General features: G+C 53.4%; 15 protein-coding genes. 9 read left to right on the forward strand and 6 right to left on the reverse strand.

Annotated elements, in window-relative coordinates:
- Positions 1-131 precede the first annotated feature (131 nt).
- From GM154_RS18040 to GM154_RS18080, 9 genes are all read left to right on the forward strand, one after another.
- Complete coding sequence (locus GM154_RS18040; protein ID WP_019365884.1) at positions 132-1,082, forward strand: rhodanese-related sulfurtransferase; 951 nt, start codon at positions 132-134, stop codon at positions 1,080-1,082.
- Positions 1,083-1,085: 3 nt separating this feature from the next.
- Positions 1,086-1,718 (forward strand): DsbA family protein, encoded by a 633-nt coding sequence (locus GM154_RS18045; protein WP_219652976.1) that lies wholly within the window; start codon positions 1,086-1,088, stop codon positions 1,716-1,718.
- 75 nt (positions 1,719-1,793) lie between these two features.
- Positions 1,794-2,210 carry an alternative ribosome rescue aminoacyl-tRNA hydrolase ArfB gene (arfB, locus tag GM154_RS18050; RefSeq protein WP_219652977.1) on the forward strand — a complete coding sequence of 139 codons (417 nt, stop codon included), beginning with the start codon at positions 1,794-1,796 and terminating at the stop codon, positions 2,208-2,210.
- A gap of 269 nt (positions 2,211-2,479) precedes the next feature.
- Complete coding sequence (acs, locus tag GM154_RS18055) at positions 2,480-4,441, forward strand: acetate--CoA ligase (protein ID WP_219652978.1); 1,962 nt, start codon at positions 2,480-2,482, stop codon at positions 4,439-4,441.
- A 395-nt stretch (positions 4,442-4,836) separates the two neighbouring features.
- Positions 4,837-5,616: an ABC transporter substrate-binding protein gene (locus GM154_RS18060; RefSeq protein ID WP_074827516.1), complete on the forward strand. Its 780-nt coding sequence runs from the start codon at positions 4,837-4,839 to the stop codon at positions 5,614-5,616.
- A 90-nt stretch (positions 5,617-5,706) separates the two neighbouring features.
- Positions 5,707-6,396, forward strand: a complete 690-nt coding sequence (locus GM154_RS18065) for an ABC transporter permease (RefSeq protein WP_010797674.1) — start codon at positions 5,707-5,709, stop codon at positions 6,394-6,396.
- Entirely contained in the window at positions 6,393-7,091 is a 699-nt protein-coding gene (locus tag GM154_RS18070; RefSeq protein ID WP_010797675.1) for an ABC transporter permease, read from the forward strand. The genes GM154_RS18065 and GM154_RS18070 overlap by 4 nt, the downstream gene beginning before the upstream one ends.
- Before the next feature lie 57 nt (positions 7,092-7,148).
- Entirely contained in the window at positions 7,149-7,913 is a 765-nt protein-coding gene (locus GM154_RS18075; protein ID WP_219652979.1) for an ABC transporter ATP-binding protein, read from the forward strand.
- A 3-nt stretch (positions 7,914-7,916) separates the two neighbouring features.
- Positions 7,917-8,876 carry a GlxA family transcriptional regulator gene (locus GM154_RS18080; RefSeq protein WP_019365888.1) on the forward strand — a complete coding sequence of 320 codons (960 nt, stop codon included), beginning with the start codon at positions 7,917-7,919 and terminating at the stop codon, positions 8,874-8,876.
- A gap of 18 nt (positions 8,877-8,894) precedes the next feature.
- On the opposite strand, the gene GM154_RS18085 is transcribed toward GM154_RS18080, so the two are convergent.
- From GM154_RS18085 to livH, 6 genes are all read right to left on the reverse strand, one after another.
- Positions 8,895-11,408, reverse strand: coding sequence for an EAL domain-containing protein (locus tag GM154_RS18085; RefSeq protein ID WP_219652980.1), 2,514 nt, complete (start codon positions 11,406-11,408; stop codon positions 8,895-8,897).
- A gap of 282 nt (positions 11,409-11,690) precedes the next feature.
- Positions 11,691-12,380: a hypothetical protein gene (locus GM154_RS18090; protein WP_219652981.1), complete on the reverse strand. Its 690-nt coding sequence runs from the start codon at positions 12,378-12,380 to the stop codon at positions 11,691-11,693.
- 110 nt (positions 12,381-12,490) lie between these two features.
- Positions 12,491-13,192, reverse strand: a complete 702-nt coding sequence (locus GM154_RS18095) for an ABC transporter ATP-binding protein (RefSeq protein WP_219652982.1) — start codon at positions 13,190-13,192, stop codon at positions 12,491-12,493.
- Positions 13,192-13,959, reverse strand: a complete 768-nt coding sequence (livG, locus tag GM154_RS18100; RefSeq protein ID WP_074827509.1) for a high-affinity branched-chain amino acid ABC transporter ATP-binding protein LivG — start codon at positions 13,957-13,959, stop codon at positions 13,192-13,194. Before livG ends, GM154_RS18095 begins: the two co-directional genes overlap by 1 nt.
- Entirely contained in the window at positions 13,956-15,227 is a 1,272-nt protein-coding gene (locus GM154_RS18105; protein WP_219652983.1) for a high-affinity branched-chain amino acid ABC transporter permease LivM, read from the reverse strand. The genes livG and GM154_RS18105 overlap by 4 nt, the downstream gene beginning before the upstream one ends.
- Positions 15,224-16,147, reverse strand: coding sequence for a high-affinity branched-chain amino acid ABC transporter permease LivH (livH, locus tag GM154_RS18110; protein WP_010797684.1), 924 nt, complete (start codon positions 16,145-16,147; stop codon positions 15,224-15,226). Before livH ends, GM154_RS18105 begins: the two co-directional genes overlap by 4 nt.
- Positions 16,148-16,160 lie beyond the last annotated feature (13 nt).

Below are 16,160 nucleotides of genomic sequence, written 5' to 3' on the forward strand. Positions count from 1 at the left end.
CTGTGATCCGCTTGAGGGCTCTGTTCAAGCCCGTCGCGCTTCCTTAGACTTGTCGCTCCAGCGCCGGCCTTTGCCGGCGTTGTGCATTAACCGGTCCGTCCCTTACGAGGACGACCACTGGAGAAGTTGACATGTCTGGTTCTATTGTTGTAGCTGCACTGTATAAATTTGTCACTCTTGAAGATTACGTCGAGCGCCGTGAGCCCTTGCTTACTGTCATGTTGGACAATGAGGTAAAGGGCACCCTGCTACTGGCGCAAGAGGGCATCAATGGCACCATTGCTGGCTCTCGGGCCGGAATTGATGCGGTTCTGGCTTTTTTGAAGGCAGACTCGCGTCTGGTTGATCTTGAGCACAAGGAATCCTATTGCGATGAGCAGCCGTTCTATCGGACCAAGGTCAAGCTCAAGAAGGAAATTGTTACCTTGGGCGTGCCGGGCGTCGATCCCAACAAGAAGGTTGGAACCTACGTAGATCCGAAAGACTGGAATGCGCTTATTTCAGACCCTGATGTTGTATTGATTGATACGCGCAATGATTACGAGGTCGGTATCGGGACCTTTACCAATGCGGTGGATCCCAAGACCAAATCCTTCCGCGAGTTTCCTCAGTATGTCAGGCAGAATTTTGATCCTTCCCGTCATAAAAAAGTGGCCATGTTCTGCACTGGTGGTATCCGCTGCGAGAAAGCGTCGAGCTTCATGCTCAATGAGGGCTTCGAAGAGGTCTATCATCTTAAGGGTGGTATTCTGAAATATCTGGAAGAGGTGCCGCAGGAAGACAGTCTTTGGCAGGGCGACTGTTTTGTGTTCGATAACCGTGTAACGGTCAGGCACGATCTGAGTGAAGGGGAGTATGATCAGTGTCATGCTTGCCGGACGCCCATATCAGCTGCAGATCGGGAATCTGAGCACTACGTGCCTGGCATTAGCTGCCCTCATTGCTGGGACTCATTGCCAGAAAAAACACGTATCAGCGCACGTGAGCGTCAGAAGCAGATTGAGCTGGCCAGGCAGCGGAATCAGCCGCATCCCATTGGCCGGGATCCCCGACAAGTTTCCAAGCTATCGCAGGAGGCTTGACCTATGAAGGCGCGATTGCTCTATGTAATGGATCCTATGTGTTCCTGGTGCTGGGGGTTCGCGCCTGTCATGGAAGCACTGGCTGAGCAGGCACGTCTCTATGGCGTGCCCATGCATCTTGTCGTAGGTGGGCTGCGTAGAGAGCGAGTCGCCATGGATGCCGCAGCGCGGGTGCGTACTCTGTCTTATTGGCAAGCAGTCGAGGAAACTACAGGCCAACCCTTCACGGTTGACAATGCGCTGCCTGAAGGGTTTGTCTACGATACAGAACCGGCCTGTCGAGCACTGGTTGCAGCAAGAGGATTGGGTGAGCAGGCGGTATGGCCGCTGGCAAAGCTTATCCAGCGTGCTTTTTATGTAGAAAACCGCGATGTTACCCAGCCGGCTGTTCTTGTTGAGCTGGCGGAGAAGGCAGGGCTGCCTCGCATTGAGTTTGCTCCGGCTTTCGATGCCCCAGAAACAAGAGCCGCAACCCAGGCGGACTTTGACTGGGCTCTCAATTTAGGCATTGCAGGCTTCCCAACCTTGCTGGCGGAGCGTGAGGGTCAACTAGCACTTGTCACCAATGGTTATCAGCCCCTCGATAACCTCTCCGAGCTTTTGGGCATGTGGTTGGTGCGCGGTACTGAGTTCTAGTCCGCCTATTGTCTTTAAACCCTCATGATCCCTTGAGGTCTATCAAGGTACGTCCTTGCTTATGGCTGCATATCAATGATTAGTATATCCAATACTGTTTCCCTGCCAGATACTGAAGTGGAATTGACGGCGGTGCGTGCTCAGGGGGCGGGCGGCCAAAATGTAAACAAGGTGTCCAGCGCTATTCATTTGCGTTTCGATATTCGGGCTTCGTCGCTCCCGGATTTTTATAAGGAAAGGCTGCTGGCTCTGCAGGACACGCGTATTACGCGTGAAGGTGTTGTGGTACTCAAGGCGCAGCAATACAGAACGCAGGAGCAGAACCGTGAAGATGCATTAACGCGTCTTGCTGAGCTTATTCAGAGTGTTACCCGCGTTAAAAAAACACGTCGCCCAACCAAGCCAACGCTGGCGTCCAAAAAGAGACGACTCGAAGGAAAGACCAAGCGCAGTGCAGTCAAGGCAGGGCGTGGCCGGGTTGATTTTTCATAGAGGAGTTTGTACGGGCATTTGATTTGTCTGCAGTGTTTCCTGAGCATGACTCCCTTCTTTTGATGTAAGCCTGCCTTTTTGATGGTAATTAGATTATCTGGCGCCTCGGCTGTCTTTCACCGGGACATCAGCGATTTACGTTCCTGTCCATGATCAAGCAGCATCAGTACTGAGATAGCCGTTAAGACCTTTGTCGAATAGTTACCAAGGCGCTCAGCCAGTAAAACGGAACTACAAAAACAACAAACTTCTCCGTTGAGGTAACCGCCATGAGTGCCGCATCCCTCTATCCCGTACGTCCTGAAGTAGCCGCCCTGACGCTGACTGATGACGCTAGCTATAAGGCTCTATATCAGAAGTCCGTGATTAATCCAGACGGATTCTGGCGGGAGCAGGCCCAGCGGATCAGCTGGACAAAGCCATTTACTCGCGTCAAACAAACTTCATTTGACGATCACCATGTCGATATCAAGTGGTTTGCCGATGGAGCGTTGAACGCGTCTTACAATTGCCTTGATCGTCATCTCGAAGCGCGGGGTGATCAAGTGGCTATTATCTGGGAGGGCGATGATCCTTCCGAGCATCGTCACATTACCTATCGTGAATTGCACGAAGAGGTCTCCAAGTTTGCCAATGCACTGCGTGGCCAGGATGTACACCGTGGCGACGTAGTCACCATCTATATGCCGATGATTCCAGAAGCAGTAGTGGCCATGTTGGCGTGCGCTCGCATCGGTGCGGTGCACTCTGTCGTCTTTGGCGGCTTTTCTCCCGAGTCATTAGCGGGTCGTATCAGTGACTGTCGCTCTAAAGTCATCATCACTGCGGACGAGGGTATCCGAGGCGGCAAGAAAACACCTCTGAAAGCCAACGTTGACGAGGCCTTGACAAATCCGGATACATGCTGTGTCCGTAAGGTCATTGTATGCAAGCGCACGGGTGCTCCCATTGCTTGGCATGCGCACCGCGACGTCTGGTATCACGACGTAACTCAGGTTGCCTCCGCGCACTGCGAGCCCAAGGAGATGGATGCCGAGGCGCCACTGTTCATCCTGTACACCTCAGGCTCTACCGGTAAACCCAAGGGCGTCATGCATACTACTGGCGGCTATATGGTTTATGCGTCACTCACGCATGAGCGGGTGTTCGACTATAAGCCAGGCGAGGTTTATTGGTGTACGGCTGATGTAGGCTGGATTACCGGTCATAGCTACATTGTCTACGGGCCTTTAGCCAATGGGGCTACCACATTATTGTTCGAAGGGGTCCCTAACTATCCGGACGTAACCCGTGTCGCCCAGATTATCGACAAGCACCAAGTAAATATTCTGTATACCGCTCCGACGGCTATCCGAGCGATGATGGCCCAGGGGGATGCGGCTGTTCGAGGGGCCGATGGTAAAAGTCTGCGCCTGCTGGGGTCAGTAGGTGAGCCGATCAACCCTGAGGCGTGGCACTGGTACTACAAAACCGTAGGACAAGAGCGCTGCCCGGTTGTTGATACCTGGTGGCAGACCGAGACAGGCGGTATTCTTATCAGTCCGTTGCCTGGCGCTACGGCCTTGAAGCCTGGCTCCGCCACTCGTCCTTTCTTTGGTGTCCAGCCGGCACTGGTCGACAATGAAGGCAATATCATCGAAGGTGCCGCGGAGGGCAATCTGGTTATTCTGGATTCCTGGCCGGGACAGGCACGCACGATTTACGGCGACCATGATCGTTTTGTGGATACCTATTTCAAAACCTTCAAAGGTATGTATTTTACCGGAGATGGTGCGCGTCGCGATGAGGATGGTTACTTCTGGATTACTGGTCGCGTTGATGATGTCCTTAACGTTTCGGGGCACCGCATGGGTACTGCGGAGATCGAAAGCTCAATGGTTGCGCATTCCAAGGTGGCCGAGGCGGCTGTCGTAGGGATGCCTCACGATCTCAAGGGGCAAGGGATCTATGTCTACGTTACCCTCAATTCAGGTGAAGAGCCTTCTGAAGCGCTACGCCAAGAACTCAAGCAGTGGGTGCGTAAGGATATAGGGCCTATTGCAACGCCTGATATCATCCAGTGGGCGCCGGGACTGCCCAAAACACGCTCTGGAAAAATCATGCGTCGGATCCTGCGCAAGATTGCTGTGGGTGAATATGACTCGTTAGGCGATATTTCAACGTTAGCCGATCCGGGTGTTGTTCAGCAGCTTGTTGATACCCATCGTGGCATGACTCAAGCTGTAGCATGAGTATGTAACGGCAGATGCGCCGAAATGAGGCCATGGGTAACGTCTTGGCTTCATTTCGGGGTAATTTTTCTTTCCTGTTTCCACACGACTTGAGCTAAGCAGCGGTTTCATAAGGAAATATTTCCCTTGGGCGCGCTTATTGCTTCGTATATCTATTTTTAATTTTTTTCAAGCATGCTATTGTATAGCCTGTCAAGACTGTTTAGGTCTGTCTAAAACCCTTCTGTAATTACTTGTCGCATAGACGAAATAACCCTTACTAGGCTGCCGCTAGAATGCCGCTACCCACGCTGCTGCATTGCTGGTGCCATGCATGTGCATAGAGTGTTGCCATGCGTATTGGTGGCCTGGGCTATTAACCAACGTCCGCAGCCCATTCCTTCGTAGGAGCTTGCATGAAAAAGCTGGCATTGCTTGGCGCTCTCGCGCTGTCTGTTCTCACCAACGTATCCGTGGCGGCCGATGGCAAGCCGGTTCGCATCGGAATTGAAGCAGCGTATCCGCCCTTTGCCTCGAAAGCAGCCGACGGCAGTATCGTGGGTTTTGACTATGACATCGGTAACGCGCTGTGTGCTGAAATGAAGGTCAAGTGCCAGTGGGTTGAGCAGGAGTTTGATGGTCTTATCCCTGCACTCAAAGTACGCAAGATCGACATGATCCTGTCATCGATGTCCATCACCGATGAACGTAAGCGTTCCGTTGACTTCACCAATAAGTATTACAATTCGCCAGCCAAGCTGGTGATGAAGGAAGGCGCTCAGGTCAACGATATCAAGACTGACCTGAAGGGTAAGAAGCTAGGTGTACAGCGTGGCAGTATTCATGACCGCTTTGCTACCGAGGTACTGGAGCCTGCCGGCGTGAGCATCACCCGCTATAGCTCTCAGAATGAAATTTATCTTGATCTGACCGCGGGCCGTCTCGACGGCACATTGGCCGATGCTACCTTATTGGACGACGGCTTCCTGAAAACCGATGCAGGCAAAGGGTTTGCCTTTACCGGGCCTGACTTCAATGATTCCAAGTATTTTGGCGAAGGTATCGGTATCGCTGTACGCAAGAACGACGGTGAGCTGAAAGAGAAGCTGAACACTGCAATCAGCACCATTCGCGAGAACGGTACGTATAAGAAAATTCAGGACAAATACTTTAATTTCAATATTTACGGAAATTAACGAATCCTGATGAGGCGTGGTGGCTTCACTGCCATCGCGCCTGTTTTGTATCTGGGCGCTTGATTTTGTTGCGCTGAGGAGTTGTCCACTATGCTCAACGGCTACGGGGCGAATATTGTCGATGGTGCCTGGCTTACCATACAGCTGGCCCTGATATCCATGGTGTTGGCCTGCGGCCTGGGTCTGGCTGGCGCTGCCTTTCGCCTTTCACCGGTACGCTGGCTGGCTTGGCTGGGCGATCTGTATTCGACAGTCATTCGGGGAATTCCCGACCTGGTATTGATTCTGCTGATCTTCTACGGTGGTCAGGATTTGATCAATCGTCTGGCTCCTATGGTGGGGTATGACGATTACATAGATATCAATCCGTTTGCAGCAGGTGTTTTTACTCTGGGTTTCATCTTCGGCGCATATTTGTCCGAAACCTTTCGAGGCGCTTTTTTGGGTATTCCAAAAGGGCAGGCTGAAGCGGGTGTTGCCTATGGCATGAGCGGCATCCAGGTATTTTTCCGAATTCTTGTCCCGCAAATGATTCGACTGGCCATCCCTGGATTTACCAATAATTGGTTGGTACTGACCAAGGCAACCGCGCTGATCTCTCTGGTGGGACTGCAGGACATGATGTTCAAGGCCAAGCAGGCGGCCGATGCTACCCGCGAGCCCTTCACGTTTTACGTGGCTGTTGCGGCGCTTTATCTGATTATCACCAGCGTGTCGCTTCTGTTGTTGAGGCTGGTTGAAAGACGTTATTCCGCAGGCGTTAAGGTGGCTGACCTATGATCTTTGACTACAACGTCATCTGGGAAAATTTGCCGCTTTATTTTAACGGGCTTTTGGTTACCTTGAAGTTGCTGGCTGTTTCTCTGGTCATTGGGCTGGCCGCTGCCATCCCGCTGGCGTTTATGCGGGTATCCAAGCGTATTCTGATCAATTTTCCTGCCTGGCTTTACACGTATGTAATTCGAGGAACACCAGGCTTGGTGCAGCTTTTCCTGATCTATTACGGCTTGGCTCAATTCGAGGTGATAAGGGAAAGCTGGCTCTGGCCTTGGCTCTCGAACGCCACGTTTTGTGCATGCCTGGCCTTTGCCATCAACACGAGCGCTTATACCGCCGAGATCATTGCGGGTAGCTTGAAGGCAACGCCGCACGGTGAGATCGAGGCGGCTCAGGCGATGGGAATGTCCCGTTCGCTCATGTATCGGCGGATCGTATTACCTTCTGCATTGCGTCGCGCACTGCCTCAGTACAGCAATGAGGTCATCATGATGCTGCAGACGACTAGTCTGGCCTCGATCGTAACCCTGGTCGACATTACCGGCGCAGCCCGTACAGTCAATTCCCAGTTTTATCTGCCTTTCGAGGCCTATGTCACCGCCGGCGTGTTCTACCTTGCGCTGACGTTTATTCTGGTCCGGCTATTCAAACTGGCCGAGCGGCACTGGCTCGCCTATCTGGCGCCTCGTAAACATTAAATATCGAGTACGAGCCGGGGCCTGTGCACTGGCTAGACTAATCAAGGCTTTGAAACCATGTTCAAACTTGAAATACAGGATCTACACAAGCGTTACGGTGATCATGAGGTGATCAAGGGGGTTTCGCTTGCGGCCAAGGCCGGCGATGTCATCAGTATCATCGGCTCCAGCGGCTCGGGTAAATCGACGTTGCTGCGTTGCATCAATATGCTGGAGCAGCCCCATGCGGGCAAAATCCTGCTTAATGGCGAAGAGCTCAAGCTGCAGTCTACTAAGCAGGGTGCGCTCAAGGCTGCTGATCCAAAACAGCTGCAGAAGATGCGCTCGCGCCTGGCAATGGTGTTTCAGCATTTCAATCTGTGGTCACACATGACGGTGATGCAGAATGTGATCGAGGCGCCAATTCATGTCCTGGGTGTTTCCAAGGCTGAAGCCATTGAACGGGCTGAGCGTTATCTAGCCAAGGTAGGGGTATCTCATCGTAAGGATGCATACCCTGCCCATATGTCCGGAGGCGAGCAGCAGCGCGTAGCAATAGCTCGCGCGCTGGCCATGGAGCCGGAGGTCATGCTGTTCGATGAACCGACCTCTGCGCTGGATCCTGAGCTGGTAGGAGAGGTGCTCAAGGTGATGCGTGATCTGGCGCTTGAAGGGCGTACCATGGTGGTGGTTACCCATGAGATGGGCTTTGCCAGAGAGGTCTCCAATCAGGTTATCTTTCTGCATCAAGGGCGCGTCGAGGAGTCTGGCAATCCTCGTGAAGTCCTGGCTAATCCGAACAGTGTGCGACTACAACAATTCCTGTCTGGCAGCTTGAAATAACATATGGCCATTCGTATAGGCTTTTTGATTTGGCCCGAAACCCGCCCTTTGACGGTAGCCCTGGCCGAAGAAGCCTTTCGAGTGGCTAGACGGCAGCAGGCCAGCGCTGAATACGTGCTTGAATTGATACGCATCGATCAGGCCGAACAGCGCTTGACGCATATCTCCTGGCCCGCTCAACTGGAGCACTTCCAAAGAGTGTTTTTGTTGGCGGATGAGATTCCGCAGTCACTCTCGGTCCCGCTGAGTACGGCGCTAAAGCAGTGCGCTCGATCCGGAGTGCAGGTAGGGGCCATTTCAGCAGGCGTATTTCCGCTGGCGCAGTCAGGTCTGCTTGATGGTTACCGCGCTGCGGTGCACTGGCGCTGGCTGGATGATTTCACAGAGCAGTATCCCAAGGTTATCGCAACCAATCATCTGTTTGAGTGGGACCGTGACCGGCTCTCTGCCTGTGGTGGCCTGGCTATCCTGGACATGGTCTTGGCCATGCTGAGCCATGACCATGGGGCGGACCTGGCTGGTGTTGTTTCGGAAGAGCTGGTTGTCGAGCGAATCCGCGAGGGCAATGAACGCCAGCGAATCCCGCTGAAAAACCGGCTGGGCTCCAGTCATCCAAAGCTGACCCAGGCAGTCATGCTCATGGAGGCCAATATTGAAGAGCCGCTTACCACTGATGAAATCGCACAGCATGTCTGCGTGTCACGTCGTCAGCTCGAGCGCATTTTCAAGCAGTACCTGTCACGTGTGCCAAGCCAATACTATTTGGAGCTTCGGCTAAATCGGGCACGCAAGATGCTGATGCAGACCAGCAAATCCATTATTCAAATTGGGCTGTCGTGCGGTTTTTCGTCGGGGCCTCACTTCTCCAGCGCCTACCGAAATTTCTTTGGTGTAACGCCGCGTGATGATCGTAATCAGCGGCGTGGGGCAGGACCGGATGTCGCGGTTGTTACCGAGCGTTGAACCGCGGCTTCGGCTTGCTCAGCCAAACAGTAGAGACAGTTCATGCGCAGGTAATGCCTTGCTGAAATGAAAGCCCTGTACCTCGTCGCAGGCATCGCCACGTAGGTGCTCAAGTTGCTCTGCTGTTTCTACGCCTTCAGCCGTAACCGTCATGCCAAGGGATTGGCCCAACGTAATGATGGCCTGGACGATAGCGCGATCGTCTGGGTTTGTACCGATACCAGCGACAAAGCTGCGGTCTATCTTGATGCCATCAAAGGGGTAGCTGCGTAGGTATCCCAGAGAAGAAAAGCCTGTACCAAAATCGTCCATGTGGAGACGTATCCCGAGCGCCTTCAGGCTGTTGAGTGTCTCCAGCGCTCCGTCAGCATCGTCCAGCATGACGCGCTCGGTAATTTCCAGTTCAAGTCTGGAAGGATCCAGCCTACTCTCGGTCAGCGCATTTTGTACCTGATTGATCAGGTCGTGACGACCAAACTGTCGGGGCGAGAGATTCACAGAAATACCCACCGGTTGTGGCCATTTGACGGCTACGTGGCAGGCGCGTTTCAGTACCCAGTTTCCGATGGGAACGATAAGGCCGGTGTCTTCTGCCAGTGCAATGAAACTATCGGGTAGCAGCATGCCATGTTCAGGATGCTTCCAGCGTAATAGCGCTTCGAACCCGGTCAGCCGATTTCCTGTAAGCGAATAACGTGGCTGAAAATGGAGGCTCAATTCTTCTCTTTCCAGCGCCTGACGGAGATCGTTCTCCAAGCGTCGACGGCTGGTAATCAGCTCGTTCATTTCGTGGGAGTAGAAACGCCATGTATTACGGCCCGCAGCCTTGGACTGATAAAGCGCAATATCGGCGAGCCGCAGAAGCTCCTCTGCGTTATTTGTATCAGAGGGCGCTAGTGCAACGCCTATGCTTCCTCCAATAAACACGGTCTGGTCATCCACTTTGATAGGCTGATGGAGCTGATCAATGATTCGTGAGCTCAGTGCAGAAATTTCTTCATGGTTCTGAAGGCGGGTCATCACGACAATAAACTCATCACCACCGACCCGCGCGACTAGATCGGCTTCTCGAATGCAATTACGCAGGCGCTTGGCTACTTCCCTGAGCACTCTGTCGCCCGCTGCATGACCCAGCGCATCGTTGACCGGTTTGAAGCGATCCAGATCCACACTTAACAAGGCCACAGGGGCAACGCGTGTTGATGGGCCTACATGCTTTTTTAGAAACTCGTTCAAACGGTTGCGATTGGGCAGATCGGTTAAGGGATCATGCAGAGACAGGTGCCTTACCTGAGCTAGCGCCTTGACCTCGTCGGTAATATCGCTGGCCGTGCCGCGAAACCCTTGCGTGCCGTCTTTTATCGGTCGCGCCGAGACGCGGCAGGTCCGCTGCTTACCTTGTCGGTCATGATAATGACAGACGAGTGGAGTAGATGTAGAGGCGTTCCTTCGATGGTTCAGCCATGTTGTTAATGACTCATGGTCTGCTGTCAGCAGTTCATCAAGGTTTTTACCAAGCCACTGCTCAGGTGTAGTGCCTGTAACTTCCTCGAAGCGCCCTGAAAGATAGGTCAGGCAGTACTGAGCATCGATTTCCCACAGCCAGTCCGACGCGGCTTCTGCTACGTCTCTAAAGCGCTCCTCGCTAACCGCTAAAGCTTCCTTGCTCTGAGTCAATTCAACGTAATGAGCCTCCATGAGTCGTGCGGTAGAAAGTGCATTACGCAGGACTAGCCAGGTTGACGCGATCAGCATGAGGCCCGCGATACCGAAGTAGGGAAGAATCGAGTCAAGCAGCGCCTGGCCATGACGGGGCGGGTCCCAGGCCAAGTAGCTATCAGCGGCAGGTGCTAGACGAAGCGTGGACGAGCCTTCAATCTGAGGCGTCTGTGTAGTCCGCAGATTGATTAATCCATATTGCGTACCCAGCGCCTTGAGCTTGTCTGGTGTAAGGATATTGACGAAGAGAAGTACTGAGCGGGTGCCGGGCCGCTCCTTAACGGTTGGGTCTTTTCCTGGCGTGATGGATCCAGCCGCAACGATGGCAGGTACTGAGTCGACTTTCAGGAGTTCACTGACTACCTCTTCCTTATTTTCAGGCGCGCGTGCCTTGTTCAGCAGAGCGTCAAAATCGCCTTGTAGCCATTGCCGGGCATCAAGAGGAGTTTGCTCACCTTCAATCAGCGAATAGACGGTTTTGTCCTGCGCATTTAGAACAAGTAACCCCTGAAAGCCATAGAGCTCATAAATAGACTCGCCCAGGTTTTCTCCGTCATACGCCCAGCTGATGTTGAGCTTAAGGTGCATGTTCTTGTAAAGCTCACCCCATTTGGAATAGTCAGATATGTCCTTTTTTATGCTTGTATTCAGGTCTTCAAGGGCTTTTTGAGCAGCGTATAAGGTGTCTGCCTGAGCCTGTTGATCCTGGCTACGAGCGTTGTGGATCAATAGCCCACATGCGAGCGAAAACATCAGGAACAGCAATACTGTAACCAGAGGGAATACGCGGCGGGTAAAAGTAGTACTGAGCATAGTAGGCAAAGGCGGCGCAGAGTGGTCTTGAAATATAGGCATTGATGGCAGATGGCCACTCTTGGGGAGGGGAGGCATCCTATAAGATGTCGACTGATGTGTGAAATAGTTCAGCTAAAACAGATATTAAACTAGCAGGCCTAGTAAGCTTGGCGAAATAGATATTCGTCTGATGTAAGGCGGGCGGCCATGAGGCAGTAAACGAAGAGCCTTGGATAAGAGGCTTTCATTGCAAATGCGTGCTGTTTGAGGCTTGGTAACAGCACGCAGGACTGGATTTCTTTAATGAGTGTCAGTAGCACCGCCATAGTGCGCGCAGCCTGACATGCTCTTGCCATTGACGCGCAGCTCCGCCTGAAGGGATTGAACCGTACCAGTGCTTTCATCAACACAGCGCTGCGGACTAACCCATAGCTCGACACGCTCGCCGTTGGCTTCGGTAGACAGGCTACGACTACCGTCGGGTAGTTGCTCCTGCAAATATGGAAGAGCCTGCTGGCTGCGATCGTTCGAGGCTATAACCATGCCCTGGCCACTTACTACCACATTCCATTCTGGAGTATGACCGGCTGCGCGAAGCGTCAGGCGCTTGAAATTAGGGTCTGAACAGCCGGGCCCGGTGTACTGCATGCGATACACTTCGGAAACGGCAAATACGCCATCGCTTCCAGCTGGCCCTCCAGATTTCATCTTTCCGCGTAAATCTGCGAATAGGCTGCTGGCACCGCTATCGGCCGTCAACTCATGAGCATCGTTGATAATAGACGTGTTGGCCGCATCGTCTATTTGAAAGTAGCGATGCCCCTGACAGGGGCGAAAGAGTAACTGGTCATTCGCTAACCGCAAATCACCTTGCAGGCGTACGCCTTGAGACGCCTTGGACGAAGCGATGCTATCGCTCGGGGTGCTATGGCAGCCTGCCAGCAACGTGGCCAGCAAGGTCAGGGGCAGCAGCAAGCGTGGCGCTAACATCTAGAGCTCTCCATTGAAACAAGGGTGGCAACGTTACTGAGCTATATCCGTTAGGACAAGGCTGAAATGAACTTGTGCGCTCTTTTTGAACGGAGCGCACAAGCGATCCTTTAGCCTCCCAGGTAGGCCTTGCGTACGTCAGGGTTGGCCAATAGGGCTTCGCCGGTATCCTGCATGACGATATGACCATTTTCTAGAACGTAGCCACGGTCTGCCAGTCTGAGCGCTTGGTTGGCGTTCTGCTCGACCAGAAATACCGTTACGCCATCCTCGCGCAGTTGTTCGATGATATCGAAAATCTGCTGAATGATGATGGGGGCTAAACCCAATGAGGGCTCGTCAAGCAGCAGGAGACGCGGATGACTCATCATCGCACGACCGATGGCAAGCATCTGTTGCTCCCCACCGGACATCGTGCCTCCGCGCTGGTGATAGCGCTCCTTCAAGCGAGGAAACAGGCCAAGAACCTTTTCAAGCTGACGATCATAGTCATGCTTGTCGGTAAAAAAACCGCCCATGGCGAGGTTTTCCTCGACAGTCAGGCGAGCAAAGACGCGGCGACCCTCAGGAACCACGGCGATACCCTTGCGCATGATTTCGGAGGAGTCTTTTCCGACCAGCTCTTCACCTTCGTAACGAATACTACCGCCAGCTGCCTTAGGAGAGCCGCATAGCGTCATCAGGAGGGTAGACTTGCCAGCGCCATTGGCGCCGATGAGTGTCACGATCTCCCCTTTGTTGACCGACAGGCTGACCCTATGCAGCGCCTGGATCTTGCCATAGAAAGTCGAAACGTTTTCGAACTGCAGCATCACGCTTCTCCCAAATAGGCTTTGATCACGTCAGGGTTATTACGGATTTGCTCCGGCTTACCATCGGCCAGGGGGGTGCCCTGATTGATAACGACAATATGATCCGAGATGCTCATGACCAGGTGCATGTCGTGCTCAATGAGCAGAACAGTTACGCCATGCTCGTCTCGCAGCAGGGAAATCAGCGCTTTCAGGTCTTCCGTCTCGCGAGGATTAAGGCCGGCGGCAGGTTCATCAAGCATGAGGAGTTGAGGGCGTGTCATCATGCAGCGAGCAATCTCAAGACGGCGCTGTTGGCCATAGGCCAGATTGCCGGCAGGTCGGTTGGCGACCTCGGTGAGGTTGACCTGCTCAAGCCAGTGGCGGGCAAAGTCCATGGCTTCAGATTCTGCGCGGCGAAAGTCGGGAGTTTTGAAAAGGCCAGCTAGAAAATTCGTATTCAGATGGCGGTGTTGAGCAACCAGCAGGTTTTCAACCGCCGTCATTTCCTTGAACAACCGAACATTCTGGAAGGTGCGTACGATGCCGCGTCGGGCGATCTGGTGACCCGGCAAGCCATGAATGGGCGTACCTCTAAGTAGAATTTCGCCTCCTGTTGGCTGATAGAAACCGGTCAGGCAGTTGAACACGGTTGTCTTGCCAGCGCCGTTCGGTCCTATCAGGGAAACGACCTGCTTTTCCTCGACGCTGATATTGACGCCATTGACTGCCAAGAGGCCGCCAAAACGCATGGTCAGGTCTTTAGCTTGAAGAATAGGTTGGCTCATTTACGCAGCTCCAAATGGGGGCGCTGCATCGGGAGCAGGCCTTGCGGCCGCCAGATCATCATCAGGACCATCATGGCGCCAAACATCAACATGCGATATTCACTGAACTCACGCATCAGCTCTGGAAGCAGAATCATGACAATGGCTGCCAGAATGACGCCCAATTGTGAGCCCATTCCACCCAGAACAACGATCGCCAAGATGATGGCTGACTCAATGAAGGTGAACGACTCCGGCGACACCAGCCCTTGGCGAGCCGCAAAGAAGCTGCCTGCGAAACCTGCAAAGCAGGCACCCAGCGTAAAAGCGGAGAGTTTGATAAGGGTCGGATTCAAGCCTAATGCACGGCAGGCGATCTCATCCTCGCGTAGGGCTTCCCAGGCGCGACCGATGGGCATGCGCAGCAATCGGTTGATCACGAAAAGAGTAAGCAGGACGAGCAGTAACGCAACCAGATAAAGAAAGATCACCTTATAGTTCGAGTTGTAGGCGATGCCAAAAAACTCATGGAATGTCTGCATGCCTTCGGGGGCACGCCGCTCAAACGTCAGGTTGAATAGCGTAGGCTTGTCGATTCCGCTAATGCCGTTGGGGCCGCCGGTGATGCTGGTAAGGTTGCGTAGCAGAATGCGGATGATCTCGCCGAAACCGAGCGTCACGATGGCGAGATAGTCACCTCGCAGGCGCAGCACGGGAAAGCCCAGCAAAAAGCCGAATAGCGCAGCCATCAAACCGGCAATGGGCAGGCAGATCCAGAATCCAAGGCCGTAATAGTGGGAGAGCAGGGCGTAACTGTATGCCCCTACGGCGTAAAAGCCGACGTAGCCCAGATCAAGAAGACCCGCCAGGCCGACCACAATATTCAGACCAAGCCCCAGCATCACATAGATGAGAATCAGCGTAGCGATATCCACGGCTCCCCGTGAGCCGAAGAATGGCCAGACTAGCGCGACAAGAACCAGCCCGAGGATGACCCAGCGTTGAACAGATGGCTCGGTGAGCTGGGTGCCTAGTTTGGTCAGTGGTGAGGTGTGGGTGCCCCTGGTTCGGCGCGGCATGGGAATGCGATCACGTACCAACTGCCATACGAACATAAGGGCGGCCGCCCCAAAAATGATCGTCAGGGTGGTTGGGCTGGCGCCATGGACTTCGAGCCCGATACCCACTGTGGTCAGTTTTAGCCCCAAAACAGGGTAGGCCACTGCGAGTACGAGAAGCGCACTGAAAAAAGCCGTTTTAAGCTGTTTGTTGAAAGGGGTACTGCTCATACTTTTTCTACCTCCGGACGGCCCAGAATGCCGGTCGGCCGGAACAACAAAACGAGGACAAGAAGTGTGAATGCCACGACATCCTTGTACTGATCACCAAAAATATCGGCCCCGAACGCTTCGGCTACCCCTAGCACCAGTCCGCCCAGCATGGCGCCTGGAATACTGCCGATCCCGCCCAGTACTGCGGCAGTAAACGCCTTGATACCTGCCAGAAATCCCAGGCTCGGATTAATGACGCCGTATTGCATACCGAGCAGAACAGCCGCGATGGCTGCCAGGGATGCGCCGATAACAAAGGTCAAGGCGATAATGTTGTTGGTGTTGATGCCAAGCAGGTTGGCCATCTTGATGTCTTCGGCGCAGGCTCGGCAGGCGCGGCCGAGACGCGAGCGTGAGATGAACAGTGTCAATCCGAGCATGGCCAGAAACGTGACCACGAAGATCAGAATCTGCATATACGAAATGACGACTCCACTCATGGCATCATTGCCAAATATGATGTTGCCAGGCAGCAGGCTGGGAATGGCCTTGTCCTTGGAGTCCTGTGCCAATAGCACTTCGTTTTGCAGGAAGATGGACATGCCGATGGCTGAGATCAGCGGAATCAGGCGATTACTGCCACGTAGCGGACGGTAGGCAATACGCTCAATACTGTAGCCATAGGCACTGGCAACAATAATGCTGGCAGCAAAGGCCGCAATCATGATGATCGGCAAACTATGAATGCCCATGAGTGCTAATCCGGCGATGACAATGAAGGCTACATAGGAGCCAATCATGTATACCTCGCCATGGGCGAAGTTGATCATGCCAATAATGCCGTAGACCATTGTGTAACCAATGGCTATCAAGGCGTAGGTGCTGCCAACGGTCAAACCGTTTACCAGCTGTTGAAGATAGTGGTAGAGCTCAGGCATTACTTTCTCCTGA

It is taken from the genome of Pseudomonas sp. MAG002Y (assembly GCF_019400845.1).
GTDB classification, from domain to species: domain Bacteria; phylum Pseudomonadota; class Gammaproteobacteria; order Pseudomonadales; family Pseudomonadaceae; genus Chryseomonas; species Chryseomonas luteola.

Coding starts and splice junctions, on each gene's coding strand:
- GM154_RS18070 (WP_010797675.1), top strand. CDS start 6,393: ATGATCTTTGACTACAACGTCATCTGGGAAAATTTGCCGCTTTATTTT.
- GM154_RS18045 (WP_219652976.1), top strand. CDS start 1,086: ATGAAGGCGCGATTGCTCTATGTAATGGATCCTATGTGTTCCTGGTGC.
- GM154_RS18095 (WP_219652982.1), bottom strand. CDS start 13,192: ATGCTGCAGTTCGAAAACGTTTCGACTTTCTATGGCAAGATCCAGGCG.
- GM154_RS18085 (WP_219652980.1), bottom strand. CDS start 11,408: ATGCTCAGTACTACTTTTACCCGCCGCGTATTCCCTCTGGTTACAGTA.
- GM154_RS18060 (WP_074827516.1), top strand. CDS start 4,837: ATGAAAAAGCTGGCATTGCTTGGCGCTCTCGCGCTGTCTGTTCTCACC.
- GM154_RS18105 (WP_219652983.1), bottom strand. CDS start 15,227: ATGAGCAGTACCCCTTTCAACAAACAGCTTAAAACGGCTTTTTTCAGT.
- GM154_RS18075 (WP_219652979.1), top strand. CDS start 7,149: ATGTTCAAACTTGAAATACAGGATCTACACAAGCGTTACGGTGATCAT.
- livH (WP_010797684.1), bottom strand. CDS start 16,147: ATGCCTGAGCTCTACCACTATCTTCAACAGCTGGTAAACGGTTTGACC.
- acs (WP_219652978.1), top strand. CDS start 2,480: ATGAGTGCCGCATCCCTCTATCCCGTACGTCCTGAAGTAGCCGCCCTG.
- GM154_RS18090 (WP_219652981.1), bottom strand. CDS start 12,380: ATGTTAGCGCCACGCTTGCTGCTGCCCCTGACCTTGCTGGCCACGTTG.
- livG (WP_074827509.1), bottom strand. CDS start 13,959: ATGAGCCAACCTATTCTTCAAGCTAAAGACCTGACCATGCGTTTTGGC.
- GM154_RS18040 (WP_019365884.1), top strand. CDS start 132: ATGTCTGGTTCTATTGTTGTAGCTGCACTGTATAAATTTGTCACTCTT.
- GM154_RS18080 (WP_019365888.1), top strand. CDS start 7,917: ATGGCCATTCGTATAGGCTTTTTGATTTGGCCCGAAACCCGCCCTTTG.
- GM154_RS18065 (WP_010797674.1), top strand. CDS start 5,707: ATGCTCAACGGCTACGGGGCGAATATTGTCGATGGTGCCTGGCTTACC.
- arfB (WP_219652977.1), top strand. CDS start 1,794: ATGATTAGTATATCCAATACTGTTTCCCTGCCAGATACTGAAGTGGAA.